The 25,574-nt window shown below is 63.9% G+C and carries 23 protein-coding genes and 1 pseudogene; 3 read left to right on the top strand and 21 right to left on the bottom strand.

What is annotated here, in order from left to right; genetic code table 11:
* Window positions 1-74: 74 nt before the first annotated feature.
* From QP181_RS17970 to uvrA, 10 genes are all read right to left on the bottom strand, one after another.
* Window positions 75-287, bottom strand: a complete 213-nt coding sequence (locus tag QP181_RS17970; protein WP_031394996.1) for a cold-shock protein — start codon at window positions 285-287, stop codon at window positions 75-77.
* A 279-nt stretch (window positions 288-566) separates the two neighbouring features.
* Window positions 567-980 carry a glycine zipper 2TM domain-containing protein gene (locus QP181_RS17965; RefSeq protein WP_333929366.1) on the bottom strand — a complete coding sequence of 138 codons (414 nt, stop codon included), beginning with the start codon at window positions 978-980 and terminating at the stop codon, window positions 567-569.
* Window positions 981-1,057: 77 nt separating this feature from the next.
* The gene (locus QP181_RS17960) at window positions 1,058-1,507 is read right to left on the bottom strand and encodes a DUF3597 domain-containing protein (protein WP_333929365.1); all 450 of its coding nucleotides are present in this window, start codon (window positions 1,505-1,507) and stop codon (window positions 1,058-1,060) included.
* Window positions 1,504-2,079, bottom strand: a complete 576-nt coding sequence (locus QP181_RS17955; RefSeq protein WP_333929364.1) for a hypothetical protein — start codon at window positions 2,077-2,079, stop codon at window positions 1,504-1,506. The genes QP181_RS17960 and QP181_RS17955 overlap by 4 nt, the downstream gene beginning before the upstream one ends.
* On the bottom strand, window positions 2,061-2,966 hold the full coding sequence (locus QP181_RS17950; RefSeq protein WP_333929363.1) for a hypothetical protein: 906 nt from the start codon (window positions 2,964-2,966) through the stop codon (window positions 2,061-2,063). The genes QP181_RS17955 and QP181_RS17950 overlap by 19 nt, the downstream gene beginning before the upstream one ends.
* Complete coding sequence (locus QP181_RS17945; protein ID WP_333929362.1) at window positions 2,963-3,169, bottom strand: hypothetical protein; 207 nt, start codon at window positions 3,167-3,169, stop codon at window positions 2,963-2,965. Before QP181_RS17945 ends, QP181_RS17950 begins: the two co-directional genes overlap by 4 nt.
* A 571-nt stretch (window positions 3,170-3,740) precedes the next feature.
* Window positions 3,741-3,959: a hypothetical protein gene (locus QP181_RS17940; protein WP_333929361.1), complete on the bottom strand. Its 219-nt coding sequence runs from the start codon at window positions 3,957-3,959 to the stop codon at window positions 3,741-3,743.
* A 443-nt stretch (window positions 3,960-4,402) separates the two neighbouring features.
* Entirely contained in the window at window positions 4,403-5,080 is a 678-nt protein-coding gene (locus QP181_RS17935) for a hypothetical protein (RefSeq protein ID WP_333929360.1), read from the bottom strand.
* Entirely contained in the window at window positions 5,070-6,344 is a 1,275-nt protein-coding gene (locus QP181_RS17930) for an AAA family ATPase (protein WP_333929359.1), read from the bottom strand. Before QP181_RS17930 ends, QP181_RS17935 begins: the two co-directional genes overlap by 11 nt.
* A 68-nt stretch (window positions 6,345-6,412) precedes the next feature.
* Window positions 6,413-9,325, bottom strand: coding sequence for an excinuclease ABC subunit UvrA (gene uvrA / locus QP181_RS17925; RefSeq protein WP_333929358.1), 2,913 nt, complete (start codon window positions 9,323-9,325; stop codon window positions 6,413-6,415).
* Between the two features lie 281 nt (window positions 9,326-9,606).
* Here uvrA and QP181_RS17920 point away from each other — a divergent pair, with 281 nt between their 5' ends.
* Genes QP181_RS17920 through QP181_RS17910 form a run of 3 tightly spaced genes read left to right on the top strand, consistent with a single transcriptional unit; the run spans window position 9,607 to window position 11,346 of the window.
* Window positions 9,607-9,897, top strand: coding sequence for a hypothetical protein (locus QP181_RS17920; protein ID WP_132737531.1), 291 nt, complete (start codon window positions 9,607-9,609; stop codon window positions 9,895-9,897).
* Window positions 9,897-10,715, top strand: coding sequence for a hypothetical protein (locus QP181_RS17915; RefSeq protein ID WP_333929357.1), 819 nt, complete (start codon window positions 9,897-9,899; stop codon window positions 10,713-10,715). The genes QP181_RS17920 and QP181_RS17915 overlap by 1 nt, the downstream gene beginning before the upstream one ends.
* The gene (locus QP181_RS17910) at window positions 10,690-11,346 is read left to right on the top strand and encodes a hypothetical protein (RefSeq protein ID WP_333929356.1); all 657 of its coding nucleotides are present in this window, start codon (window positions 10,690-10,692) and stop codon (window positions 11,344-11,346) included. The genes QP181_RS17915 and QP181_RS17910 overlap by 26 nt, the downstream gene beginning before the upstream one ends.
* An 853-nt stretch (window positions 11,347-12,199) precedes the next feature.
* Here QP181_RS17910 and QP181_RS17905 read toward each other — a convergent pair.
* From QP181_RS17905 to QP181_RS17855, 11 genes and pseudogenes are all read right to left on the bottom strand, one after another.
* The gene (locus tag QP181_RS17905) at window positions 12,200-13,345 is read right to left on the bottom strand and encodes a GGDEF domain-containing protein (RefSeq protein WP_333929355.1); all 1,146 of its coding nucleotides are present in this window, start codon (window positions 13,343-13,345) and stop codon (window positions 12,200-12,202) included.
* A 763-nt stretch (window positions 13,346-14,108) separates the two neighbouring features.
* A complete protein-coding gene (gene lpdA, locus QP181_RS17900) occupies window positions 14,109-15,503 on the bottom strand; it encodes a dihydrolipoyl dehydrogenase (protein ID WP_333929354.1) in 1,395 nt (464 codons plus the stop codon).
* Between the two features lie 95 nt (window positions 15,504-15,598).
* On the bottom strand, window positions 15,599-15,886 hold the full coding sequence (locus QP181_RS17895; protein WP_333929353.1) for a GIY-YIG nuclease family protein: 288 nt from the start codon (window positions 15,884-15,886) through the stop codon (window positions 15,599-15,601).
* A gap of 94 nt (window positions 15,887-15,980) precedes the next feature.
* Window positions 15,981-17,231 (bottom strand): 2-oxoglutarate dehydrogenase complex dihydrolipoyllysine-residue succinyltransferase, encoded by a 1,251-nt coding sequence (odhB, locus tag QP181_RS17890; protein ID WP_121903545.1) that lies wholly within the window; start codon window positions 17,229-17,231, stop codon window positions 15,981-15,983.
* Between the two features lie 101 nt (window positions 17,232-17,332).
* A pseudogene (locus tag QP181_RS17885) lies at window positions 17,333-20,279 on the bottom strand (2-oxoglutarate dehydrogenase E1 component).
* An 83-nt stretch (window positions 20,280-20,362) separates the two neighbouring features.
* A complete protein-coding gene (gene sucD / locus QP181_RS17880) occupies window positions 20,363-21,247 on the bottom strand; it encodes a succinate--CoA ligase subunit alpha (protein WP_056047458.1) in 885 nt (294 codons plus the stop codon).
* Window positions 21,248-21,301: 54 nt separating this feature from the next.
* Window positions 21,302-21,598 carry a GIY-YIG nuclease family protein gene (locus QP181_RS17875; RefSeq protein WP_093396776.1) on the bottom strand — a complete coding sequence of 99 codons (297 nt, stop codon included), beginning with the start codon at window positions 21,596-21,598 and terminating at the stop codon, window positions 21,302-21,304.
* A gap of 66 nt (window positions 21,599-21,664) precedes the next feature.
* Window positions 21,665-22,627: a malate dehydrogenase gene (gene mdh, locus QP181_RS17870; protein ID WP_056047455.1), complete on the bottom strand. Its 963-nt coding sequence runs from the start codon at window positions 22,625-22,627 to the stop codon at window positions 21,665-21,667.
* A 262-nt stretch (window positions 22,628-22,889) separates the two neighbouring features.
* Window positions 22,890-23,981 (bottom strand): cell division protein ZapE, encoded by a 1,092-nt coding sequence (gene zapE / locus QP181_RS17865; protein ID WP_333929352.1) that lies wholly within the window; start codon window positions 23,979-23,981, stop codon window positions 22,890-22,892.
* A gap of 135 nt (window positions 23,982-24,116) precedes the next feature.
* Window positions 24,117-24,611, bottom strand: coding sequence for a PaaI family thioesterase (locus QP181_RS17860; protein ID WP_333929351.1), 495 nt, complete (start codon window positions 24,609-24,611; stop codon window positions 24,117-24,119).
* A 90-nt stretch (window positions 24,612-24,701) separates the two neighbouring features.
* Window positions 24,702-25,496, bottom strand: a complete 795-nt coding sequence (locus QP181_RS17855; protein ID WP_333929350.1) for a succinate dehydrogenase iron-sulfur subunit — start codon at window positions 25,494-25,496, stop codon at window positions 24,702-24,704.
* Between the last annotated feature and the right edge of the window lie 78 nt (window positions 25,497-25,574).

The following is a 25,574-nucleotide window of genomic DNA, read 5'->3' as shown; positions in this document are numbered from 1 at the left end:
GGTGATGCGGCGACCATGATGGCCGCCGCATCGCAACCGAGATCAGGTTGGCGGACCGTAACCCGCCAGCGAGATCAATCGGCTGGCTGGAGGTTCACAGCCGACTGCTTGCCACGCTTGTCGGGCTCGAGCTCGTAGGTGACCCGCTGGTTCTGGTTCAGCGTCGGCATACCGGCGCGCTCAACCGCTGTGATGTGCACGAATGCATCGTTGCCGCCGCCATCCGGCGCGATGAAGCCATAGCCCTTGTCGGCGTTGAAAAACTTGACGGTTCCGGTGATAGCCATGAAGTGGCTCCTTCTTAGTAGAGAGTAACCCGACGTTCGGGCGACCCGTGCCGCGGAGCAGGGAAAGAAGGAGAAAGGTGCCGCAAAGCGCCAAGAACCGTCGATATGCGACTGTAGCTGAGCGCTATATGGGCCAAGATCGCCGGAATTGCAAATCTTGCCGGTAAAATGGGTCAAGAACTACGTCGATTACCGCACATAAATATTTTCGCGCGCAACACCGTCGGTGGCAGGAATTCAGCAGGACCGGCGCCGATATTTCGGCGCCGGTCGAGCAATTTAACGGCAGCGCGTGTTGTTGCTGGAGCGGTCGACCGCGCGGCCCGCGAGCGCGCCGCCGGCGGCACCGAGGACGGTCCCGAGCAGACCCGAACCACCGGGGGCGATGACGTTGCCGAGCACGCCGCCCGCGACTCCGCCGACGATCAGGCCGGTGGTGCCGTCGTTACGGCGGCAATAGTAGCGACCATCATTGCCACGATAGACGCGGTCGTTGCGCGACAGGCGGCGCTCGCGATAGCGCGCATCGTCACGGTAATAGCGACCGGCATCGTAGCCGCCGTAGGCGGGGTCGACGCGGTTATAGTCGTAGGAGCGATAGCGCGGGTCGACGCCGTAGCGGCTGCCTCCATCGCCGACGCAGCCGGCAACAAGGGTGGAGGCGGCCAGCAGGCCCAGCATCGCAACGCGCATGTCGTGTCCTTTCAGGAGGTTGATACTGAAGGCGTAATGATCGGCGCCGGGGTTTGGTTGCCGGCGCCGAAATGGCTTCAGTCCTTGAGATTGGCGGGCACGGTGCCGCCGTTCTTTTCCAGCTCGCGCATCACGGCCTTGATCAGCCACATGTTCATCTCCGCGCTGCCGTCCTTCGCACCGGTATAGCCGAGCTCGGTGGCGAGCTCCTTGCGGTTGTCGAGGCTCGAATCGAGATCGAGCAGCTTCATCAGGTCGACGATCGAGGTGCGCCAGTTGAGGTCCGAACCCTTCTTCGAGGCGATGCCCGAGAGGACGGCCTCGACGTCAACCGCCTGGGCGGGCGCGGCGGGGGCAGCCTGCGGAGTCGGTGCGGCGGGCGTTGGCGTCGGGGCGGGCTGGGCTACAGTGGTCTGCGGCGCAGGCGCTGGTGCGGGTGCGTCGGCCTTGGGCGTGCCGAAATGGCCGCTGCCGAGCGGGCCCTTCTCACCGAAGATGGCGGACTTGATCTTGCTGAAGATGCTCATGGGGGTCCCTGTCGTATAAGAGTCTGACGGCGGGAGAACGCCCGATCGGGGATTTGGGTGCAGGCGCCGCGACCGGGGGCGACGGAACGTCCGGGCGCTGCGGCTGGACGGGATCGAGACCCGCGCGCGCCGGGCGCCGGTGCGACCGGTTCGTCGCAGCCGAGAGGATCGAAACTCGCCGCCAACGTGGTGATGCGATCCGCATCGGTGGCGCCGGCCGCCTCGGCGCCCGCTTCGTCGACGAGACCGCCGTCGATCGCATAGGCGACGAACCACGTATCGCGGTCGACGCCCTCGGTGATGGTCCGCTCGGCGATCTCGCGGTCGCGGGGCGCGTCGAGGATGATCGCCTCCTCGTCCGAACACTCGCGGCTGTACGCGTCTTCGCCGAACAGGCCCTCTTCGGCGTTGAAATACGGATCCGGCGGCGGAAAACAGGTCCGCCAGCCCTGCGAAATCGAGTCGAACCAGACCGGATGATCACCGTCGCGACCATCCTGGTCAAAGTGAAGTACAGGAAGTGCAGACGCTGGCGCGCTTTCGACAGCGGGCCTCAGGTCCGGATCGAGCACCGGATCGGGTGCCGGTTCGGGCGCGGGTTCCGGCGCCAGTTGCAGCAGTCCGGCGGCTTCGGCGCGCGACCATTGCGCGGCGGTCCAGCCGGCGCGCGGCGGGATCGAGATCGGTGACGTCGATTCCGGCAGCGACGCCGGCGGCGCTGCGCAACCAGCGGTCCGCGCGGGCCAGCGCGAGGATCGGCGCCATCGCCGCTTCGGCTGCGCTCGGGGCTGATCCCGTTCCTGGCCCCGCCCCCGCCTGTATGGCGTCGGCGTCGAGACGTTCGCCGAGGAACAGGCCGGCGCGCGGGGCCGGCGTCGCGCGCGATGATGTCGAGGAATGCGTCGAATTCGGCGGCGACCATGCGGGTGGCGGCGTTGGCGGTCTCGGTGGCGTCGGCGTGGCGATCGAGGCGGTTGAGCAAGGACATGGCGAGGCGGTTGTCGTAGCGGTGGCGCTCGATCACGTCGCCGTCGGGCCTGGTGACGCGCTCGGTCTGGCCGGCGATCGCGCGGAGGAACAGCGTCTCGGCGACGATCGGCCGCGCGACCAGCTTGGCGGCGTCCCAGCCTAGCGCGAACGCTGCGCCTGCCGCGCGGCGACGCAGCGTGTAGGCGGCACCGGGCGAGAGGCCGACGCTGGCGCTCGCCTCGTCGACGGTGGCGCCCTCGGCGATGCGTTCGAGGAAGCCGCGCTGGCGATCCGGGGTCCAGCCGTCGCTGCGCTGGGTGTAGCGGGTCGGGGTGGCTGGGATGTACGCGCGCGGGGCGTTGGCGGTTTGCGGAGCGGGGTCGGCTTGCAGGGGTGCGGGGTGATCGGGGGCGGTTTGCGAGGGGGTTTCGGGTTCGCCGGCTTGCTCGGTGCCCTGGTCGATGCCGTGTTGCTGGAGAGCGGCGGTCACTTGCGCATGCTCCGGGCGAGCGCGGTCCAGCGGTCGCGGTTGGCGGCGATCTCGGGCGATACGGGGATGCGGGTGCCGATCCGGCCGGCGTCGACATGCGCTTGCCAGGCCATGACGTGGCGGACCGCGTCGGGGAGATGGTCGGGGATCGGGGGTTCGTAGCGTGGCCGGGGGCGGGCGTGGCGCGCGTTGCGATGTAGCATGGGGGCGGGTCGGCCGGGGTGGGTGCGTTCGCCATGATCGATCCTCGTTGCGAGAGGACCGATCAGGTATGCCGGATCGGGGTGTGTAGGACAGCGGTTTCGGGGGCCTCGTCCTGACGTCCCACCCTCGTCATCCTGACGAAAGTCAGGACCCAGGGTTACGGGGTATGGCGCTTTTAGCTCTGGGTCCTGACTTTCGTCAGGATGACGGAAGGGGGATGAGGGCGTGGCGTCGGCAACGTGGGCGTGGCAACGGGGGCGTGACCGACTGGCGTGGCGCCCCCCTCCCCGCGTCATACCGGACTTGTTCCGGTATCCACCGTTCCGCACGGCCGCCGCTATCGAGTCCGGGGAACCGTGGACCCCGGAACCAGTCCGGGGTGACGGAGCGCGGGCGGTGGTTTCAGGAAAAGTTTCAACCGTCGGGCTTTCCGATCCTCCCCCGCCAGGGGGAGGTGGCACCACAGGTGACGGAGGGGGAGGACACGCAACAGGGGTAGTCGCCCCCTCCCCCTCCGCCTGGCAAGCGCCAGCCACCGCCCCCTAGCGGGGGGAGGATCAGGAAGGCGTCTCAGCCGAGCGTCGAACCGCGATCCGCGGCGAACGACGGGGCCGGGCCGGTGGCGGGGCGGAGCGACTCGCGCTCGGCCTTGGTGGGGACCGCGGTGGGATCGGGGCGGAAGGCGTCCGGCGCGCGATCGGTCGCACCCGGGCGGGGCTTGTCGAGCGCGAGATCGGGCGCGGCATGCTCGGCGGGGTTGGCCTTCGAGCGCAGGAACACCGCCAGCAACGCACCCCCGAGACCGATCGCCGCGGCCCCGATCGACAGCGCGTTGATGCCGAACGTCTTGGGCTTGGGGGCGTGTGTGGGTGGCGGGGCTTGGTCATGCGCGTATCCTTGTGCTGTGCACCGGGAACGGGCGGGCGGGTGACAGGGTTCCGCCGCGTCACTGCAGACGAGGTAAGTCCGTTGCCGATGCGATCGCCGTTACGCCGCGGGGTGCCGCGCGATGCTCGATTGACCGCGGATGCACGACAGGATCAGGCAGCAGGCAAAACTGCTGCTAAACCCAGGCGTACTGAGAACTAATCCAAGGCTGCTAGAGGTACAGGGCGTGGATCAATCCCTTCTTTGAGGCTGACGACAACGACGAGACTGTCGGCCCTGTAGTCATTCGATGTTGATATTGGAGTTTTCACAGGCCATCGCGCTCGCAAAGCAAACCCAAGGGTTTACAAAAATGCTGACTCAACCCTGACTGCAAAATGATCAAGACTTTGATATTTGGTCCGAAGGGTATCGAGGTTTTCACCCAACAGGTTAGCTGCCTTGTTAGCTGCTGCATTTATCTCCGAACCAAATTTCCTTTGCAGAAAGCGCTGTCCGACCTTTTTAATTTTGAGGTTTTCGATATTCCGCCGGAACGGACGCTCTGAGGACGCTGCTACTAACCAGCACTCCGTATGCAAAACTGGTACGGCATATATTATATAGTCATCCATTTCATCCGGCGGCTGAAGTGTGGCCTCGATAAATTTTTCCATCGTTGCAACTATTAGCCCAGGATTACCGAAACAACTGGCCCTGGTATTTGAGCTAAATTCCTTCGCAAGCCAAATTACGTCACCATCCATGTGTATCAATAATATGTCATAAGGAGTTGAGGCAGAAAACAGGTTTGACGCCAGTATCTTTCGAAGATCGGCGCCACGGTTGTCTTCAAGCCAAACTTTGACACGATGCCACCCCCCACCACTAACTTGAACCGAAGATGTTGCGTCGACCCTCGGTTGAACCGAGTCAAAAGCTGTTATGACAACTCCTTTTTTCGGGCCAAACTGCCGAAAATTGCCTTCAAGGCGAGAAAGTCGTGCAATCCCTCGCAAACAACTCCGATCCTCATAGCGCACATCGCGGGATCAATGCGCCAGGGATCTTATCATCCAGCCAAAGCCTTGAGAGGGAATGTCCTCGACTTTCTTCGATCCACTCCTCCTTCGTCATTCCCGCCGGGGGAACGATGGGAATGAATTCTGTCGAGCCGTTACGGTCTTCATTCCTTTTGGCAGTATAAACTCGATGCATATCGTTAAATATGTCGAAACTATCGATTGATGACGGATGGTGAGAAGTCATGAAGCTTTGATGAGTCAGATTTCCCACCCCAGTTCCCGAGGAACTTACGTTAACGACGGCTTCCGTTAGTTGCCGAACGAGGTCAGGGTTGAGAGTTCCATCGACATTATCTAGCGCAAAAATGCGAGGAGCCTCTTTGTGCAACAAAAGCGTTGCAATGAATGTGAGATATAAAGTGCCTTCACTTGCATCGTAGGCGCTTAAATGGCGCCTCTTTTCAGTCATAAATCGATCTTGAAAATACAATAGCAAACCATCACTCGTAACTTCAGACGGAACAATTGATGGATCAAATCCACCTACGATAATTTTGCTCACCCAGCCCGGACTCTTGATAAGACCAAGAATTGCATCGTACTGCTTTTTGATTTCCGACGACTCTATTGCCCTTTTTCGCAACACATCTCTAAAAGCGCCAGCCAGGCCTGAACCTGCGAGGCCCAGTGGATGCACGATCCTACTTTCCGTCGCGAGTCCGCGCATGACCGCAGTCTGCGGCGCAAATATTGCGAACCGGGAGAATTCCTCGAGTTCAGCTCTTAAGCCTTCAGATATTTTTGCAAATGGAGAAACGGTGTCCCAGACACTACGCACCGAACTTAATCGCCCGAAGTCTCCGCTCTCCAAGTCAACAAAACGCTTACTGATAGTAACACCGTTCGGCCCCCTGCCAAATACCTTAACGTTGCCATCCGACAGCATTTCGGAATGAAACTCTAAATGCTTACTAGATAAGCCAGCTCGAATTGAACACTCATAATGCCCGTTCTCAAATTGAGCTTCTAGTCGAAGATGAGGGGAGAGGGCCTTTCCCTTAAAAGCCGATTTAAAAAGCCTTGGCAAGGAGAGCCGAACACCTCGGTCTGCAAGAACTCCCGGATCAAATCCCCTTGACAGCGCTGACGAGAGGACGCCGAGTGCTTCCAAGATATTCGATTTTCCAGAGCCATTTGGGCCGATGAAAATATTCGAGCGACAAAATTTAAGTTCTGCCGAACGAATTGATTTAAAACCAACTATTTTTAGGGATTTTAGCATTTTAGCTGCTTGGCACCCATGAATTAAGAATTCGGATTTTTATCCATTAGCCTGTCACCTAGCCCAACTCAACCGGCAAGCTGCTCCGGCACCGCCACCACCCGCTTCTCCAGCAACGGCGCCAGATACTTCCCCGTGAAGCTGCCGTTGGCCTTCGCGACCTTCTCCGGCGTGCCTTCGGCGACGATCTCGCCGCCCTTGACGCCGCCTTCGGGGCCTAGATCCAGCACCCAGTCGGCGGTTTTGATGACGTCGAGATTGTGTTCGATCACGACGACCGTGTTGCCTTGCTCGACCAGCGCGTGGAGGACTTCCAACAATTTCCGCACGTCCTCGAAATGGAGGCCGGTGGTGGGCTCGTCGAGGATATACAACGTGTTGCCGGTGGCGCGGCGCGAGAGTTCCTTGGCGAGCTTGACGCGTTGCGCTTCGCCGCCCGAGAGCGTCGTCGCCTGCTGGCCGACCTTGACGTAGCCGAGGCCGACCTCGACCAGCATCGCCATCTTGTCGCGGATCGGGGGGACCGCCTTGAAGAACTCGGCGGCGTCCTCGACCGTCATGTCGAGCACGTCGGCGATCGAATGGCCCTTGAACTTCACCTCGAGCGTCTCGCGATTGTAGCGCGCGCCGTGGCAGACGTCGCAGGTGACGTAGACGTCGGGGAGGAAGTGCATCTCGATCTTGAGCACGCCGTCGCCCTGGCACGCCTCGCAGCGGCCGCCCTTGACGTTGAAGCTGAAGCGGCCGGGCTTGTAGCCGCGCGCCTGCGATTCCGGCAGGCCGGCGAACCAGTCGCGGATCTGCGTGAAGCTGCCGGTGTAGGTGGCGGGGTTGCTGCGCGGGGTGCGGCCGATCGGCGACTGATCGATGTCGATGACCTTGTCGAGATACTGGAGGCCGGTGATCTTGTCGTGCTTGCCCTGGACGATGCGCGCGCCGTTCAGCTCGCGGGCGGCGGCGGCGTAGAGCGTGTCGATCGTGAAGCTCGACTTGCCCGAGCCGGAAACGCCGGTGATGCAGGTGAAGGTGCCGAGCGGCAGGCTGGCGGTGACCCCGCGCAGGTTGTTGGCGACCGCGTTGTGGACGGTGAGCTTCTTGCCGTTGCCCTTGCGCCGCGTGGCGGGGACGGGGACTTCGCGCGTGCCGTTGAGGTAGTCGGCGGTGATGCTGCCCTTCGACTTGAGGATCTGCTTCAGCGTGCCCTGCGCGACGACCTGGCCGCCGCGGACGCCGGCGCCGGGGCCCATGTCGATGATGTAGTCGGCGGTGCGGATCGCGTCTTCGTCATGCTCGACGACGAGCACGGTGTTGCCGAGATCGCGCAGACGGCGGAGCGTCTTGAGGAGCATGTCGTTGTCGCGCTGGTGCAGGCCGATCGAGGGCTCGTCGAGGACGTAGAGCACGCCGGACAGGCCGCTGCCGATCTGCGACGCGAGGCGGATGCGCTGGCTTTCGCCGCCGCTGAGCGTGCCGGAGGTGCGGTCTAGGTTGAGGTAATCAAGGCCGACATTGTTGAGGAAGCCGAGCCGTTCGACGATCTCCTTGAGGATGCGTTCGGCGATCGCGTTCTGCTGGTCGCCGAGGTGCTCCGGCATGTCGGTGAAGAACTGGAGCGCGTCGACCACCGAGAGATGCGTGGCGTAGGAGATGTCCTTCATCGCGATCTTGACCGCGAGCGCCTCAGGTTTCAGGCGCGCGCCGCCGCAGACTTCGCAGGGGGCGGCGGACTGGTACTTGCTCAGCTCCTCGCGCATCCAGGCGGAGTCGGTCTGGAGCATGCGGCGGTTGAGGTTGCCGATGACGCCTTCGAACGGCTTGCTGACGTCGTATTTCTTCTTGCCGTCGATGAAGGTGAGCGTGACGGGCTTGCCCTTCGAGCCGTGCAGGATGGTGCTCTGGACCTCGGGCGGGAGATCGGACCAGGGGGTCTCGATGTCGAACTTGAACTCGCGCGCGAGGCTGCCGAGGACCTGCATGTAATAGGGCGACGGCGGATTGGATTTCGCCCAGGGGACGACCGCGCCCTTCTTGATGCTGAGCATGTGGTTGGGGACGACGAGATCTTCGTCGAACAGCAGTTTCTCGCCGAGGCCGTCGCAGGCCGGGCATGCGCCTTGCGGGGCGTTGAACGAGAACAGGCGTGGCTCGATCTCGGAGATGGTGAAGCCGCTGACCGGGCAGGCGAATTTCTCGCTGAAGACGATGCGGCCGTCTGGGGCGTTGTTGCCGAGAATTTCCGATTTCGGGGTGTGCGGCTCGACCGGGTCGGCGGGATCGACATAGGCGAGGCCGTCGGCGAGTTTCAGTGCGGTTTCGAACGACTCCGCGAGGCGCGTGGCGATTTCGCCGCCCACGACGAGGCGGTCGACGACGACTTCGATGTCGTGCTTATACTTCTTGTCGAGCGCGGGAGCTTCGTCGATGTCGTGGATCTCGCCGTCGATCCGGACGCGCGCGAAGCCCGCCTTCTGCCACTCGGCGAGTTCCTTGCGGTACTCGCCTTTCCGGCCGCGGACGACGGGGGCGAGCAGGTACAGGCGCGTGCCCTCGGGGAGCGCCATGACGCGGTCGACCATCTGGCTGACGGTCTGCGCGGCGATGGGCTCGCCGGTGGCGGGCGAGTACGGGATGCCGACTCGCGCCCAGAGCAGGCGCATATAGTCGTAGATCTCGGTGACGGTGGCGACGGTCGAGCGCGGGTTGCGCGACGTCGTCTTCTGCTCGATCGAGATCGCGGGCGACAGGCCTTCGATGTGGTCGACGTCGGGCTTCTGCATCAGTTCGAGAAACTGGCGGGCATAGGCGGAAAGGCTCTCGACGTAACGGCGCTGGCCCTCGGCGTAGATCGTGTCGAACGCGAGTGACGACTTGCCCGAGCCGGACAGCCCGGTGATCACCGTCAGCGTGTCGCGGGGGATGTCGATGTCGACGTCCTTGAGGTTGTGCTCGCGCGCGCCGCGTACGGAAATCTTGGTCAGCATAAGGTGAGTTCTACTTCTGTTCTTGGCCGGATGCCAGTGCGGGAGATAGGAACGGCAACGGGATTCCGCCAGCGCACCACGCCCGTTACGCGTTCGATGCCAAATCCCCGAAACGGACCTATCTCGCCGCTGTGATTGGCGGTGGATAGGGTATTCACAGGTCAACGCTCCACAGGGCGTCCAGTTCGTAGCGTGCCGCGTGTATTTTACCGGCCGACCCTCGACCCACCGCACACTCGACGCGGTCCTCGCCCGTTCGGCCCTACAGGGGCAGTATTTTCATGGCTGATCTGCGCATAGTCCTCGAGATCGTAGTGTCGCATCTGAACGGCATCGCCGATTATGGCTTTGCCTTCGACGGGCAACCCGTCGCGACGAGCGGCGGTAAAGGTATCTTTAAGGCCGTACCTGACCGCAAGAAATTGCTCGAATGGGTGATGATCGGTGATCCCGGTGCCACCATGAAGGTCGAAATCCTGCGCAACGGCGCGGCGATCTATACCCGCGATGCATCGACGATCCCGCCCCCACTCGGGAAGGCCTATGATGCTTTCCTGATCGACGTGCGCTGATGCTGCCGGTCCGGATGCGTGCGATCAATGCTCTCGCTTTCGCCATTGGCCTGGCGGGACATGGCGATGCCTGGGCACAGTCTTCGCCTCCCACACCCGCGACGTTACCCGCTGAGGCCGGCGCTATATCGGGCGGGCCTGTTACGGCGCCGACGATGGCAGATTACCACCGCGCACTCGCCGCAGTTGAGCGCGCGGCGCAGGCGGCGACGCGAGCCGCCGGGGCTGCCGAGGCGGCGGCGCGGGACCTGCGCCTGATCGCCAGCGGCATGACGGCCGATGCATCGTCGGTAACGTCTGGGGCCGTGGGTAAGGTCGTGCCGGGGGCCGATGCGCCCGTCGTCACGGGAGCCAATGCGCAGGGCAAGCGATCGACAATTGGAAACATGATCGTCGATCATATCGCGGACAACAGGCTTCTGGCTGTGGAAGCGGTCGAATCCGGCTCCGCAAACGGGCCCAATGACCGTTTCCTGAAATCCAGCCCGACGCCCGATCTGCAATTCATCGCATCGAGCGAGGACAAGATCGCGAGCCTGTCCTGGACGCTCGACATCAGCGGTGTGCAGACCGGGAAGCGGCTGGCAGCCGATCATCTGACGATCACCGCCGCGAGCGATCTCGATTCGAGCCATGAAGCGAAGATATTAGGTTTGGACGGGTTTTCGGGCGGCACCGAGATCGCCCTATCCTATATCCATTATTCAACCGAGGCGGACTTGAATGGTACGGAAAAGCCAGAGGTCGAGCGCGCGGGAGAGTTGCCTGAACGCGAATGGCGACAAGGACGACGTGGCCCAGCTGTGCGATCCCTATAGCTTTCCGACCGGCGTATCGATGTTCGTCTTACGCTATTATCCGCAAGGGCTGCGCTCGATGATCAAGGCCGCGTTGCCCGGAAACGTCGATTTTTATGGTGTGCGAGTGGCGGCGAGCCAGATCGATTTTACCTATCTCGATCGCGCCGCATTCACGACCCGCGACCAGTCGAGGCTGGGTTTCAAGGCCACCGCGTTCGGCGGTGTCCTACTCGGACTGGGCCAATCGGCGCTGACCGGGTCCTTCACCTATGGCTGCCGCTATGCCGAAAACGATCCGGTGACGCTCTGCCAACCGATCACGACACCACAGACGCAGTGCATGACGAACGCGGACGGCGCCCCGGTGCGGAAGGACAAGGCGATCGTCGCAGTCGAAGCGCGGCATGGCTTTGGCGCGGCGGTCGGACAGTTCGCCACGCTGGCGATCGCGCCGCAGGTCAGCGTCGACCTGAAGTCCAAGGCCTTTTCGCTGGACGTGCCCGTGTATTTCGTCGGCGACGGCACCGGCAAGCTGCGCGGCGGCGTACGCGGTGTCTATCTGAACCGTCGCGACGGCACCGGCGGCCGCGACGACGATTTCACGCTTGGCCTGTTCGTCGGCGTCCCGTTCAGCGTGTTCGGATCGTAACGCTCGATCGAGATCTGCGAGTGGACGTTCTGCGATCACAATCGCGGGAGCCTCGACGGAGCCGATCCGCTGGGCGCATGTGTTGCACTCTAGGTCCGGTGTCTTATCTATATCAGACACAGCGCGAGAGACTGATATGGCAAAGACGAAGACAGCCAGAATTCCCAAGCGGATCGGCGGCGTGAAGATCCCGAAGGACCTTCGAAAGACGGGAAATACGCTGATCGAAAGCATGGCTAGCCCGGTAGGACGGGACATCGTTCTGGGCGTGCTGGCAAAGGGCGCCGGGCGTCAGGTCCTCGCCGCTGGGCTCATGGCGGCGGCCGCGGCGATCGCCAGCAAGGGTACGCGATCGACGGGAGAGCGGCCTGCTTCGCCAGGGTCGGACCAGGCGTGCGGAGGCGGATCGCCGTCCCGGGCTGGATCGTCGCCCCCGGCCCCGCTCCCGCCGCACACGCAACTGGTGCGACCGACGACGTCGTTGCACCCCATGCTGACAAGTCTTCTCCCGGGCAGGGATCGGGCCATGCTGATACCGTCAAGCAAGGTTCGCCGGACCCGGAGCCTGCAGTAGCCGAACCAAATACGGGATCCGGTCCGTTCGCGGGAGATACGCCAGAACCGCCCCGCAGCGACGCACCTGCGATGTCGCCCGAGATGGCAAAGGTCCTCGACAGCGTCGCTGGTGGACTCGAACGGCTATTTGCCGGGTTCGCAAGCCGGGCAGGCACCAAGCCGGACAAGGAAACGCGCACTTCCGGCTGACCAGAGCCCATCCTGCGGCCCAATATTGCGGCCCAATATTGCCGGCGTCGTCCCGATCAGACTGCGGCTTAGTCAAGCCGCAGTATTGTCAGGCGGCCTTCTCGTACCTGATCGATGTGCGAGGATGCGCGCGTTTGGCACGATACATTGCCGCGTCGGCGCGTGAGATCAGATCGGCAATCTGGCCAGCCCAGACGCCGTCGACGGTGCCGATGCTGACACCGATCGCACCCGCCGCCGGTGCGTCGCGTTGCATGGCCAAGGCAAACTCCGCGGCGATGGCATCGCCCAGTGTGATGGCCTGATCGACAGCGGTATCGGGCAGCAGGCAGACGAACTCGTCGCCACCCCATCGAACCAGATGACCGTTCCGACCGAGCGCCGCCCTCGCAATGTCCGCCAACGTGCACAACGCCGCGTCGCCTGCGGCATGGCCCAGCGTATCGTTCAATGCTTTGAACCGATCGATATCCAACATCATGACTGCGAGCGGCGTCTGCGGGTCAAATGTCCGGCTGACGCGGTCGAGGCCCGCGCGATTGAGTGCACCGGTAAGCTGATCGCGCTCCATCTGGTCGCGCAGGGCGGTCTGGCCGCGTTCCGCCTGGAGGATCAGCAGCGAGAAGGTGCGGAATATGATAAAGGCGATCTGGCCTGCGGCGAGCCAGGCGCCAAGACCGTCGTGCAGGCCGGTCAGTTGCGTGCCGATCCGGTCGTGATAGGCGAGCCAGGCGCGGCCGAGGAAGAGCGGCACGGTGATCGCGAACAACGTCGCCACGATCCAGCCGGTCTGGAGTGATTCACGCCGGGCAAGGCGGAGTGCAGCAATGACGACGACGACATCGAAGCTCGCGCGAACGACGCTGAGATAGGCGACGCGAAGGTGAAAATGTGTGGGATCGTCACTGAACACCAATGGTACGGCCAAAATGGCGGCAATTCCCAAAAGCGGCGTCAGGCGAGCCTCGGGCCGAGCGAACCGGAGCACGGCGCCGGCGATCAGCGCATACCCGATCACCGCGGCGGGATTGCCAGTATTCGGCGCCCAGGCGATGCCGATACTGTCGTTCAGGACCGCCATCATCGTGCCGAACCCGACGACGAGATGGCCTGCGCCCCATAGCAGCGCCCATGTGCCGAACCGCCCCGTCGCCACCGGCACGAGGTGAACGAACCCCGCCACCAGCATGCCAAGCGCGGCAACCACGTAAAGGGTAGTGAGATCGAGCGCCACGGACACCTGCTTGTTCGTTCGTTAGGCGGCTAATAGGCTGGCTTTGCTAAGGATTCGTTTGGGTTGGGTAGAGCGGCGGACGTTTGCGTTCGGGGGTTGGGGTGTTCGGGGCGCGCGGTATGGCTTGAGCGAGAGGTCGTTAGCGCGACGCGCCTCGTCAGGCATACGCCCTCCGCTTTCGCCGCGCTTTCCTCCCCGTCATCCCGGCGAACGCCGGGACCCATGGTCGCGGACCAGGTCATGGCAGCACGGTATCGCCGGGTCCGCCGCAACCGTGGGTCCCGGCGTTCGCCGGGATGACGGATGGGGGCGCGCAACGGGGGACACTGGGCGTCGTGATAGGCCAGGCCCGTCATTATTCACCGGAGTTCGCGTCCCTTTAATGGGGCTTCACCATTCATCAGTCTCCCCCGTCATCCCGGCGGACGCCGGGACCCATGGTCGCGAACAGGGTCATGGCAGCACGTATCGCCGGGTCCGCCGTAACCGTGGGTCCCGGCGTTCGCCGGAATGACGGATTGGGGGTGCGTGTCGGATGGGTTTTGAGGAACGTACGGGGTTTCGGGCAAACTGCGGTTCAATCCGGTGCCGACCTTTCCCCTGTGCTCTGTAGACGCAGAAAGGGCGTCGGTGGATTACCACCGACGCCCTTTCTAAATTCAGTTTAGGCCTGGCTTGGCCGGACAGGGGCAAAGCCCCTGTCGTCGGACGGCGCTGGAGCGCCGCCGGCCGGGCAAGCCCTTTAGATCATATCTAGCACTTGCTAGATATGAATGGGCTTGCCCTGCACCGCCATCGCAGCCTCCTTGATCGCCTCGGCATGCGTCGGATGCGCATGACACGTATAGGCGATGTCCTCGCTGGTCGCGCCGAATTCCATCGCGATGGCGGCTTCGGCGATCAGCGTGCCGGCGAGGCTCGAGACGATCCAGACGCCGAGGACGCGGTCGGTCTTGGCGTCGGCGATGATCTTCACGAAGCCATCGGTGTCGCGGTTGGTCTTGGCGCGGCTGTTGGCGGCGAACGGGAACTTGCCGACCTTGATCTCCGTCTTGTCGCGCGCCGCTTCCTCGGTCAGGCCGACGCCGGCGATCTCGGGCATCGTGTAGACGACGCTCGGGATGACGTCCTCGTTGACGATGCCGGTCTGGCCGGCGATGTTTTCCGCGACCGCGACGCCTTCGTCCTCGGCCTTGTGCGCGAGCATCAGGCCGGGGATGCAGTCGCCGATCGCCCAGACGCCGTCGACCTTGGTGCGGAACGAGTGGTCGGTCTCGATCTGGCCGCGCTTGTTGAGTTCGAGGCCGATGGCTTCGAGATTGAGGCCGTCGACGTTCGCTTTCCGCCCGATCGAGACGAGCACCGCGTCGGCGGTCAGCGTCTCGGACGCGCCACCCGCGGCGGGCTCGACGGTGACGGTCGCGACGCCGTCGGCGACGGTCACGCCGGTGACCTTGGTCGAGAGCTTCAGCTCCATGCCCTGCTTCTTGAAAAGCTTGGCGGTCTCGCGGCGGACTTCACCGTCGAAGCCAGGGAGGATCTGGTCGACGAACTCGACGACCGTGACCTTCGCGCCGAGACGACGCCAGACCGACCCCAGTTCGAGGCCGATCACGCCGCCGCCGATGACGACCATGTGCTCGGGGACCTTGGGGATCTCGAGCGCGCCGGTGCTGTCGACGACGGTCTTCTGGTCGACCGTGACGCCGGGGAGCGGCATGACCGACGAACCGGTGGCGATGACGATGTTCTTGGCGGTGACCTTCTGCCCCGCCACGTCGACGGTGTGCGCGTCCTGGAACGCGGCCTTGCCCTTGAGCCAGGTGACCTTGTTCTTCTTGAACAGGAATTCGACGCCGCCGGTCAGTTCCTTGACGGCCTTGGCCTTCTCCGCGTGCATCTGGTCGAGGTTCAGCGTGACGCCCTGGAAGTCGATGCCGAACTTCGTCATGTGGCCGCCCTTGGCCTCCTCGTAGATCTCGGAGGCGTGGAGCAGCGCCTTGGACGGGATGCAGCCGACGTTGAGGCAGGTGCCGCCGAGTGTCTCGCGGCTTTCGGCGCAGGCGGTGCGCAGGCCGAGCTGCGCTGCACGGATCGCCGCGACGTAACCGCCGGGGCCCGCACCGATCACGAGGACGTCATAGTCGTAGTCAGCCATTCTTCATCTCCGTCGTTCTCCTGCGAACGCAGGAGCCCAGGGTTACGGGAGGCGCCGTTCGTGGCCCTGGACTCCTGCGTTCGCAGGAGAACGGGTCAGAAGAGCGTCTCGTACAAATCCTTCCAGTGCGGGTTGGTCTGTTCGATCAGGTCGATCTTCCAGGCCCGCTTCCATTTCTTCATCTGCAACTCGCGTTGCCGCGCAGATTGTATGTCGTCACTCGCTTCGAACCACACAAGGAGGACGCAGCCATGCTCCTTGGAGAAGCCGTCGATCAGGCGGTTGCGGTGTTGGTAGGCTCTGGCGAGCAGGTCGCTGGTGACGCCGAGGTAGAGCGTTCCGTTGCGGCTGCTCGCCATCAGGTAGACGTAGCCGGGTCTCATATTTTCCTGCGAACGCAGGAATCCAGGGTTACATGGCACCGCGCCTGAAACCCTGGGCTCCTGCTTTCGCAGGAGAACGAGGCGGCTTGGTGGGTCAGAGGTCGATCAAGATGCGCGTCGGATCCTCGATCGCATTCTTCAGTGCCACCAGGAACGTCACGGCTTCGCGGCCGTCGATCAGGCGGTGGTCGTAGCTGAGCGCGAGGTACATCATCGGGCGGATGACGATCTGGCCGTTGACGACGACCGGGCGCTCCTCGATGCGGTGGAGGCCGAGCACGGCGGACTGCGGCGGGTTGATGATCGGGGTCGACATCAGCGAGCCGAACACGCCGCCGTTCGAGATCGTGAAGGTACCGCCCTTCATCTCGTCCATCTTGAGCGCGCCTTCCTTGGCGCGCTTGCCGAAGTCGCCGATCGTCTTCTCGATCGTCGCGACCGACATCTGGTCGGCGTCGCGGATGACGGGGACGACGAGGCCGCCCGGCGACGAGACTGCGACCGAGATGTCCGCGTAATCGTGATAGACGATGTCGTCGCCGTCGATCGACGCGTTGACCGACGGGATGTCGCGCAGTGCCATGGTGGCGGCCTTCACGAAGAAGCCCATGAAGCCGAGGCGGACGCCGTGCTTCTTCTCGAACAGGTCCTTGTACTTGGCGCGCGCCTCGATCACCGCGGTCATGTCGACGTCGTTGAACGTCGTCAACATCGCGGCGGTGTTCTGCGCTTCCTTGAGACGCTTGGCGATCGTCTGGCGGAGGCGCGTCATGCGGACGCGCTCTTCGCCGCGACCCGATGCGGCAGCGGGCGCTGCTGCCGGAGCGGGCGCTGCGGCGGGAGCAGGCGCGGGCTTGCTCGACGCGGCGGCGGTCACGTCTTCCTTGGTGATGCGACCGTCGCGGCCGGTACCCTTGACGGTGCCGGGGTCGACGCCGTGCTCGAGCACCGCGCGGCGGACCGACGGGGAGAGCGCGGCGGGCGAATCGCTGGTGCCGGCGCCGGGCTGGTCGCCGTACCCTGCGCCGGACTCGTCCTTGGCGGGCGCGGATGGCGTTGCGGTCGCGGCAGGCTCGGGAGCCTTGGCCGGAGCAGCGGCGGCGCCGTCACCGGAGTCGATCGTGGCGAGCATCGCGCCGACCTGCACGGTGTCGCCGACGGCGACCGCGTGCTGGCCCATGACGCCGGCGACCGGCGACGGGACCTCGACCGAGACCTTGTCGGTCTCGAGGCTGGCGATCGGCTCGTCGACCGCGACGGGGTCGCCGGGCTGCTTCAGCCACTCGCCGAGGGTGGCTTCGGTGATCGATTCACCCAGGACGGGGACGGTGACTTCGGTTGCCATGTTTGCTTCTACCTTTTGTGCTCCTGCGGACGCAGGGGCCTAGGGTTACTCTGCCGGACCCTGGGTTCCTGCTTTCGCAGGAAAACAAGGTTCGGGTTCAATCAGTTTGCGCGGGTGCGGCGGATTTCGTCGCGGACGGAATGGCCGAGCGCGTCGGCGACGAGCGCGCCCTGTTCGGCCTGGTGACGCTTCATCAGGCCGGTCGCGGGCGATGCCGAGGCGTTGCGCCCGGCGTAGCGCGCGCTTCACGCGGGAATCGACCGTTGCCAGCGCCTCCTCGATCAGCGGCTCGACGAAGAACCAATAGCCGTTGTTCTTCGGCTCTTCCTGCGCCCAGACGATCTCTTCCAGGTTCGGCATCCGTGCGACGCGCTCGGCAATCGGGTTGCCGGGGAAGGGATAGAGCTGTTCGACGCGGACGATCTGCGTGTCGGTGTCGCCCGCCGCGTCGCGTGCCTCGATCAGGTCGTACGCGACCTTGCCGGTGCACAGGACCAGACGCTTCGTATCGACGTCGGCGGCCGGATTGGTATCCGACAACAGGCGGCGGAAGTGGCTGTCGCCCTGGAAATCCTCGGCATTCGAAACTGCGAGCTTGTGCCGCAGCAACGACTTCGGCGTCATCACGATCAGCGGCTTGCGGAAGTTGCGATGCATCTGCCGGCGGAGCAGGTGGAAATAGTTCGCCGGGCTGGTGCAGTTCGCAACCTGGATGTTGTCGTCGGCGCACGACTGGAGGAAGCGCTCGGGACGTGCCGAGCTGTGCTCTGGCCCCTGCCCTTCATAGCCGTGCGGGAGCAGCATCACGAGGCCGTTGGCGCGGAGCCACTTCGACTCGCCGGACGTGATAAACTGATCGATCATGATCTGCGCGCCGTTGACGAAATCGCCGAACTGCGCCTCCCAGAGGACCAAGGTCTTCGGGTCGGCGAGCGCGTAGCCGTATTCGAAGCCAAGCACGCCGTACTCGGACAGCGGGCTGTCGAGTACCTCGAAGCGGCCGTGTTCGATTTCCTGCAACGGCACGTACTTGTGCTCGTCGGTCTGGTCGACCCACACCGCATGGCGCTGCGAGAAGGTGCCGCGACCCGAATCCTGGCCGGACAGACGGACGCCGTAGCCTTCCGAGAGCAGGCCGCCGAACGCGAGTGCCTCGCCGGTCGCCCAGTCGAAGCCCTTGCCCGACTTGAACATCTCGCGCTTGGCATCGATCACGCGGTTGAGCGTCTTGTGGATCTTCACGCTGTCGGGGATCGTCGTCAGCGTGCGGCCAAGCGAGATCGAACAGCTTCGTGCTGAGACCGGTTTCGACGTTGCGCCGTGCCGACGCGCCATCGGTGGGCGCGCTGAGGCCGGTCCAGCGACCGCCGAACCAGTCGGCCTTGTTCGGCTTATACGACGACCCGGCTTCGAACTCGCCTTCGAGACGGAGCGTGAACTGCTTCACGTTCTCGTCGATCCAGGGCTGGTCGATCACGCCTTCCCTGATCAGGCGATCGCCGTACACCGACGAGACGCCGGGGTGCTTGCGGATGATGTCGTACATCAGCGGCTGCGTGAAGGACGGCTCGTCGCCCTCGTTGTGGCCGAAGCGGCGATAGCACCACATGTCGATGACGATGTCGCGGTGGAACTTCTGGCGGAATTCCATCGCCATCTTGGTCGCGAAGGTGACCGCCTCGGGATCGTCGCCGTTGACGTGGAAGACCGGCGCCTGGACGCCCTTGGCGACGTCCGATGGGTAAGGCGACGAGCGCGCGAACTGCGGCGAGGTCGTGAAGCCGACCTGGTTGTTGATGATGAAGTGAACGCAGCCGCCGGTGTTGTAGCCGCGGATACCGGAGAAGCCGAGGCACTCCCAGACGATGCCCTGCCCTGCGAACGCGGCGTCGCCGTGGATCAGCACGGGCAGGCTGGCGACGTGATCCTTGAGATCGTTGTTGAGCGTCTGGATCGCGCGCGTCTTGCCGAGCACGACGGGGTCGGCCGCCTCAAGATGCGACGGGTTGGCGACCAGGCTCATGTGAACCTTGTGGCCGTCGAACTCGCGATCGGTGCTGGTGCCGAGGTGATATTTCACGTCGCCCGAACCGCCGATGTCGTCGGGGTTGGCCGAACCGCCGGCGAATTCGTGGAAGATCACGCGCAACGGCTTGGCCATCACGTTCGCCAGCACGTTGAGACGACCACGATGCGCCATGCCGATGACGAGCTCGCGCACGCCCATCTGGCCGCCATATTTGATGACGCTTTCAAGCGCGGGGATCATTGATTCGCCGCCGTCGAGCCCGAAGCGCTTCGTACCGACATACTTCTTGCCGAGGAATTTCTCCCACTGCTCGGCCTGGATCACCTTGGTGAGGATCGCCTTCTTGCCGTCGGTGGAGAATTCGATTGCCTTGTCCTGGCCCTCCATGCGCTCCTGGAGGAAGCGGCGCTCCTCGACGTCGGAGATATGCATGTATTCGAGGCCGACATTGCCGCAGTAATTCTTGCGCAACGTGTCGACGAGCTCGCGGATCGAGACCCATTCGAAGCCCATCGTGCCGCCGAGATAGACCTTCCGGTCGATGTCGGCGTCGGAGAAGCCGTGATATTCGGTCTTCAAATCCTCGGGCATCTCGCGCTTCGAGAGGCCGAGCGGATCGAGGTTGGCGGCGAGATGACCGCGGACACGGTAGGTGCGGACGAGCAGCTGCGCGCGGATCGCGTCGGCGGCGGCCTTGGCGATCTCTTCCTTCGAGACGGGAGCGGGTGCCGCTGCGGCGGGAGCGGGCTTGCCGCCCCCTTGCCATCTCGGGCGGGCTTGGGCGCGGGCTCCATCTGGGTCGGATCGAGCGCTGCGGTCAGGTCGTCCGTGGTGGTGAGCGGCCAGCGGGCGCTCTCCCAGCTCGGGCCCTGCGCGGAGCCTTCGAGACCCTCGAAGAACGCGCGCCAACCGGATTCGACCGAGGCCGGGTCCGCGTTGAACTTGGCGTAGAGCGTCTCCACGAACGCCGGGCTGACGCCGGCTGCGATATCGCTGAAATCCTGGCCTTCGTAGCCCATCACAACCGTCCTCTTTGTGTCCCCGCGAAGGCGGGGACCCAGACTGGGCCCCCGCCTTCGCGGGGGAACAATCTTACTCTAACTTAGCCCTTCAACACGCTCAGCAGCGTCTCGCCGAGCAGGCTGGGGCTTTCCGAGACCTTGATCCCGGCAGCTTCCATCGCCGCGATCTTGCTCTCTGCGTCGCCCTTGCCGCCCGACACGATCGCGCCGGCATGGCCCATGCGACGGCCCGGAGGCGCCGTACGGCCGGCGATGAAGCCTGCCATCGGCTTCGACCGACCGCGCTTGGCTTCGTCGCGGAGGAACTGCGCCGCCTGCTCCTCGGCGTCGCCGCCGATTTCGCCGATCATGATGATCGACTGGGTCTCGTCGTCGGCAAGGAACAGCTCGAGCACGTCGATGAAGTTCGTGCCGTTGACCGGATCGCCACCGATGCCGACCGCGGTCGTCTGACCAAGGCCTGCGTTCGACGTCTGGAACACGGCCTCATAGGTGAGCGTGCCTGAACGGCTGACAACGCCGACCGAGCCCTTCTTGAAGATCGAGCCGGGCATGATGCCGATCTTGCACTCGCCGGGGGTCAGCACGCCGGGGCAGTTCGGGCCGATGAGCCGCGACTTGGAGCCCGACAGCGCGCGCTTGACCTTGACCATGTCGAGGACGGGAATGCCCTCGGTGATCGCGACGATCAGCTCGATCTCGGCGTCGATCGCCTCGAGGATCGAATCGGCGGCGAAGGGCGGCGGCACGTAGATGACCGACGCGGTCGCGCCGGTCATCGCCTTGGCTTCGGCGACGGTGTTGTAGACGGGGAGGTCGAGGTGGGTCGTGCCGCCCTTGCCGGGGGTGACGCCGCCGACCATCTGCGTGCCGTATTCCAGCGCCATCTTGGTATGAAAGCTGCCGGTTTCGCCGGTCATGCCTTGCGTGATGACCTTGGTGTTCTTGTCGACGAGGATGCTCATCTTGTCTCGTTCCTTACCACCCCGGCGAAGGCCGGGGCCCAATTGGGAAAGCGGTCATGGCAGTGCGATGCGATCGTAAAGGTCGTCCCAAGAGGGATTGAAACCGTTGATCTCACGCAGCTTCCAGTCTCGCTTCCACTCCTTCATGTGCAGCTCGCGCTGCCGGGCGGCTTCCCAACTACCGGCTAACTCATACCAGACGAGCAGCTTGCAGTCGTATTTCTTCGTGAACCCGGCAACGACGGCGTTGCGGTGTTCCCACACGCGCTTCGCCAGGTTCAGCGTCGAGCCGAGGTAGATCGTGCCATTAAACCCACTTGCCATGATGTAGACGAACGCTTGTTCTTCCATCAGCGGGGCCTTCCCAATTGGGCCCCGGCCTTCGCCGGGGTGGTACGATCCTTACCTCACCTCAAATCAGTTCAGCGAACCATCGATGCCCTTGCAGGCCACGATCAGTTCCTTGACCGCATCGACCGACACGGTGAGGTTCTGCTTCGCTTCGTCGTCCAGCTTGATCTCGACGATCTTCTCGACGCCGCCCGCACCGATCACCACCGGCACGCCGACGTACAGATCGGTAAGGCCGTATTCGCCCGAGACATACGCCGCGGCCGGCAGCACGCGCTTCTGATCGTACAGATACGCCTCGGCCATCGCGATGCCGCTGGTCGCCGGCGCGTAGTATGCCGAACCCGTCTTCAGCAGGGCGACGATCTCGCCGCCGCCGCCGCGCGTGCGCTTGACGATCGCATCGATCTTTTCCTGGCTCGACATGCCCATCGCGATGAGGTCGGGAACCGGGATGCCCGACACGGTCGAGTAGCTAATGACCGGGACCATCGTGTCGCCGTGGCCGCCGAGCACGAAGCTGGTGACGTCCTTGACCGAGACCTTGAACTCGTCGGCGAGGAAGTGGCTGAAGCGTGCCGAATCGAGCACGCCGGCCATGCCGACGACCATGTGGTGCGGCAGGCCCGAGAACTCGCGGAGTGCCCAAACCATCGCGTCGAGCGGGTTGGTGATGCAGATCACGAATGCGTTCGGGGCGTTGGCCTTGATGCCTTCGCCGACGGCCTTCATGACCTTCAGGTTGATGCCGAGCAGGTCGTCGCGGCTCATGCCGGGCTTGCGTGCGACACCGGCGGTGACGATGATGACGTCCGCGCCGGCGATGTCGGCGTAATCGTTCGAGCCGGTGATCTGCGAGTCGAAGCCTTCGACCGGGCCGCACTGCGACAGGTCGAGCGCCTTGCCCTGGGGGATGCCCTCAGCGACGTCGAACAGGACGATATCGCCAAGGCCCTTGAGTGCTGCGAGGTGCGCGAGCGTACCGCCGATGTTACCGGCGCCGATCAGCGCGATCTTCTTGCGAGCCATTCCAATCCGTCTCCGTCTGATGTGCGGGGTGATTGGTGACGCCGGTTACGCGCATTATCCCGCTACGGCAACCGCTAAAAGGACAAAAGCGGGTTGTTATTGCGAGTGGTTCGCATGTGCAATAAGGTGCAGCCATCCGGACCAAACCACCCCGGCGGAGGCCGGGGCCCAATTGGGGAACGTTGCTAACGGAGCACCGCGCACTGTTACTGCGACCTTTCCAATTGGGCCCCGGCCTTCGCCGGGGTGGTGTTTTGGACAGTTAGAGGTGGCCCTCGGCGAGATAGTCCTCGGACCGCATCTCTTCCAAACGGCTGATCGTGCGGTCGAACTCGAAGCGCCCGTCGCCGCTTTCGTAGAGGTCGCCGGGTTGCGCATCGGCGGCGGCGAGGAGCTTGACCTTGTGCTCGTACAGCGCGTCGATCAGCGCGACTAAGCGCGCGGCCTCGTTGCGGTTTTCGGGGCCGAGCTTGGGAATGCCGACCAGGATGACGGTGTGGAACTTCCGCGCGATGGCGAGGTAGTCGGCCACGCCGCGGGCTTCTCCGCACAGCTTCTTGAAGCTGAACACCGCGACGCCCTTGAGCGACTTCGGCACCCGCAGCGTGCGGCCCTGGACGATCAGGTCCTCGGCCGGGACGTGCTCGCTGTCGTCGGTCGAGAAGTCGGTGAGGCGGAAGAATGCGGCGGAGAGCTGCGCGGTCGCCTCGGGGCCGTTGGGGACGAGCCAAGTGTCCTGGCTGCCGAGCCGGTCGCGGCGATAGTCGACCGGGCCGTTGAGCGGGAGCACGTCGAGGCGCTGCTCGATGGTCGCGATGAAGGGCAGGAAATGCTCGCGGTTGAGACCGTTCTTGTAGAGATCGGCGGGCGGGCGGTTGGACGTAGTGACGATCGTCACGCCGGAATCGAGCAGCGACGTCACCAGCCGCGACAGGATCATCGCATCGGGGCTGTTGGTGACCATCATCTCGTCGAACGCGAGGAGGCGGGTCTCGTCGGCGATCGCGGTGGCGACGGGGACGATCGGGTCGCCGACTTCCTTGCGGCGCTCGGCGGCGATGCGCGCGTGGACCTCGAGCATGAACTCGCCGAAGTGGACGCGGCGTTTCTTCTCGACGGGGGCGTTGGCGAAGAACAGGTCCATCAGCATCGACTTGCCGCGACCGACTCCGCCCCAGAGGTAGACGCCGCGGGGGTCTGCTTTCTTGGAGAAGCGGGCGAAAAAGCCTGTGGATTTGGGGGTGGTGAGTTCGGTGGCGAGGGTGTTGAGGCGGGCTGCGGCGGCGGCCTGTTCGGGGTCGGGGCGGAGTTCGCCCGAGGCTACGAGTGCTTCGTAGGCCTTGAGGACGGTCACTTCCCCACCTCTTTACCACCCCGGCGGAGGCCGGGGCCCAATATGAGAGGTTTCGATAACGGAGCGGGGCGCTTCAACACTGATCGTTTCCCAATTGGGCCCCGGCCTTCGCCGGGGTGGTGATAGCGGCCGGGGTCAGCCCTTCGGCGGCTTAGGCGACGGCTTGCGGATCGTGGCTGAGAAGGCGGCGATCTTGGCTTCGTCGTCCCCTTGCACCACGAGCCCCCGCAGGAACAAGAGGCGGCCGGTTTCCTTGAGCACCTCGACCTGCGCCTCGATCGGCTCGCCGACGCGGCCACCGCCGATGAATTGCGTGTTGAGATCGAGCGTGACCGCGGTGCCGGCGGTGATCAGGCCGAAGCCTCTTGCCGCTGCGAACAGCGCGACGTCGATGAACGCGAGGAGCGCGCCGCCGTGGACGTTGTTCTGGAGGTTGGAGTGGCGATGCTCGGGGGTGATGCGGACGCGGACGGTGTGGCCGTCGACGCGGTAGAGCATGGGGCCGAGCAGCGTGTTGAAGCGGGTCGGGTCGGAGAGCGACCAGCTGCGCCAGCCAGGGTTGGCGGGGTCTTCGGCTTCGACGAAATGGGGGTGGTCAACAACCTGTCCTTCGATACGCCGCTTCGACAAGCTCAGCAGCTACTCAGGACGAACGGAAATTTATACCCCCGTTCGTCCTGAGTAGGGACTGAGCGAAGTCGAAGGCCAGTATCGAAGGGATCAGACGATCCGTTCGGCTTCCATCTTCTTGATCTCGGCGATCGCCTTGGCGGGGTTGAGGCCCTTGGGGCACGCGTTGGCGCAGTTCATGATGGTGTGGCAGCGATACAGGCGGAACGGATCCTCGAGCTCGTCGAGCCGCTCGCCGGTCATCTCGTCGCGGCTGTCGGCGAGCCAGCGATAGGCCTGCAACAGGATCGCCGGCCCCAAGAACTTGTCGGCGTTCCACCAATAGCTCGGGCACGACGTCGAGCAGCAGGCGCACAGGATGCACTCGTAGAGGCCGTCGAGCTTCGAGCGGTCTTCGGGCGACTGGAGGCGCTCCTTGCCCGAGGGCGGCGGGGTAACGGTCTGCAGCCACGGCTTGATCGACGAATATTGCGCGTAGAAATGCGTGAAGTCGGGGACCAGGTCCTTGATCACGTCCATGTGCGGCAGCGGCGTGATCTGGACCTCGCCCTTGCAGTCCTCGATCGCGGTGGTGCAGGCGAGGCCGTTCTTGCCGTTGATGTTCATCGAGCACGAGCCGCAAATGCCCTCGCGGCACGAGCGGCGGAAGGTGAGCGAGGAATCCTGCTCGCTCTTCATCTTGATGAGCGCGTCGAGCACCATCGGGCCGGTGTCGTCGAGATCGAGCTCGAAATTATCGTAGCGCGGGTTCTCGCCGCTGTCGGGATCGTAGCGATACACCTTGAACGATTTCAGACGCTTGCTGTCCCCCGAACCCTGGCTGGTCGAGGCGTGCTTGACGCCCTTCTTGACGACGCTGTTTTTCGGGAGCGAGAATTCGGCCATTGCGAGCGGTCCGTCCGTGGTGTGATTATAAGTTGTCAGAGCCGATACATGACAGGGGCCCTCCCCGCAAATCCTTAG

Source organism: Sphingomonas sp. LR55 (assembly GCF_036856015.1).
Taxonomy (GTDB): domain Bacteria; phylum Pseudomonadota; class Alphaproteobacteria; order Sphingomonadales; family Sphingomonadaceae; genus Sphingomonas.
The sequence above is the reverse complement of the archived record's forward strand: the minus strand, read 5'-3'. Positions and strand labels throughout refer to the sequence as shown.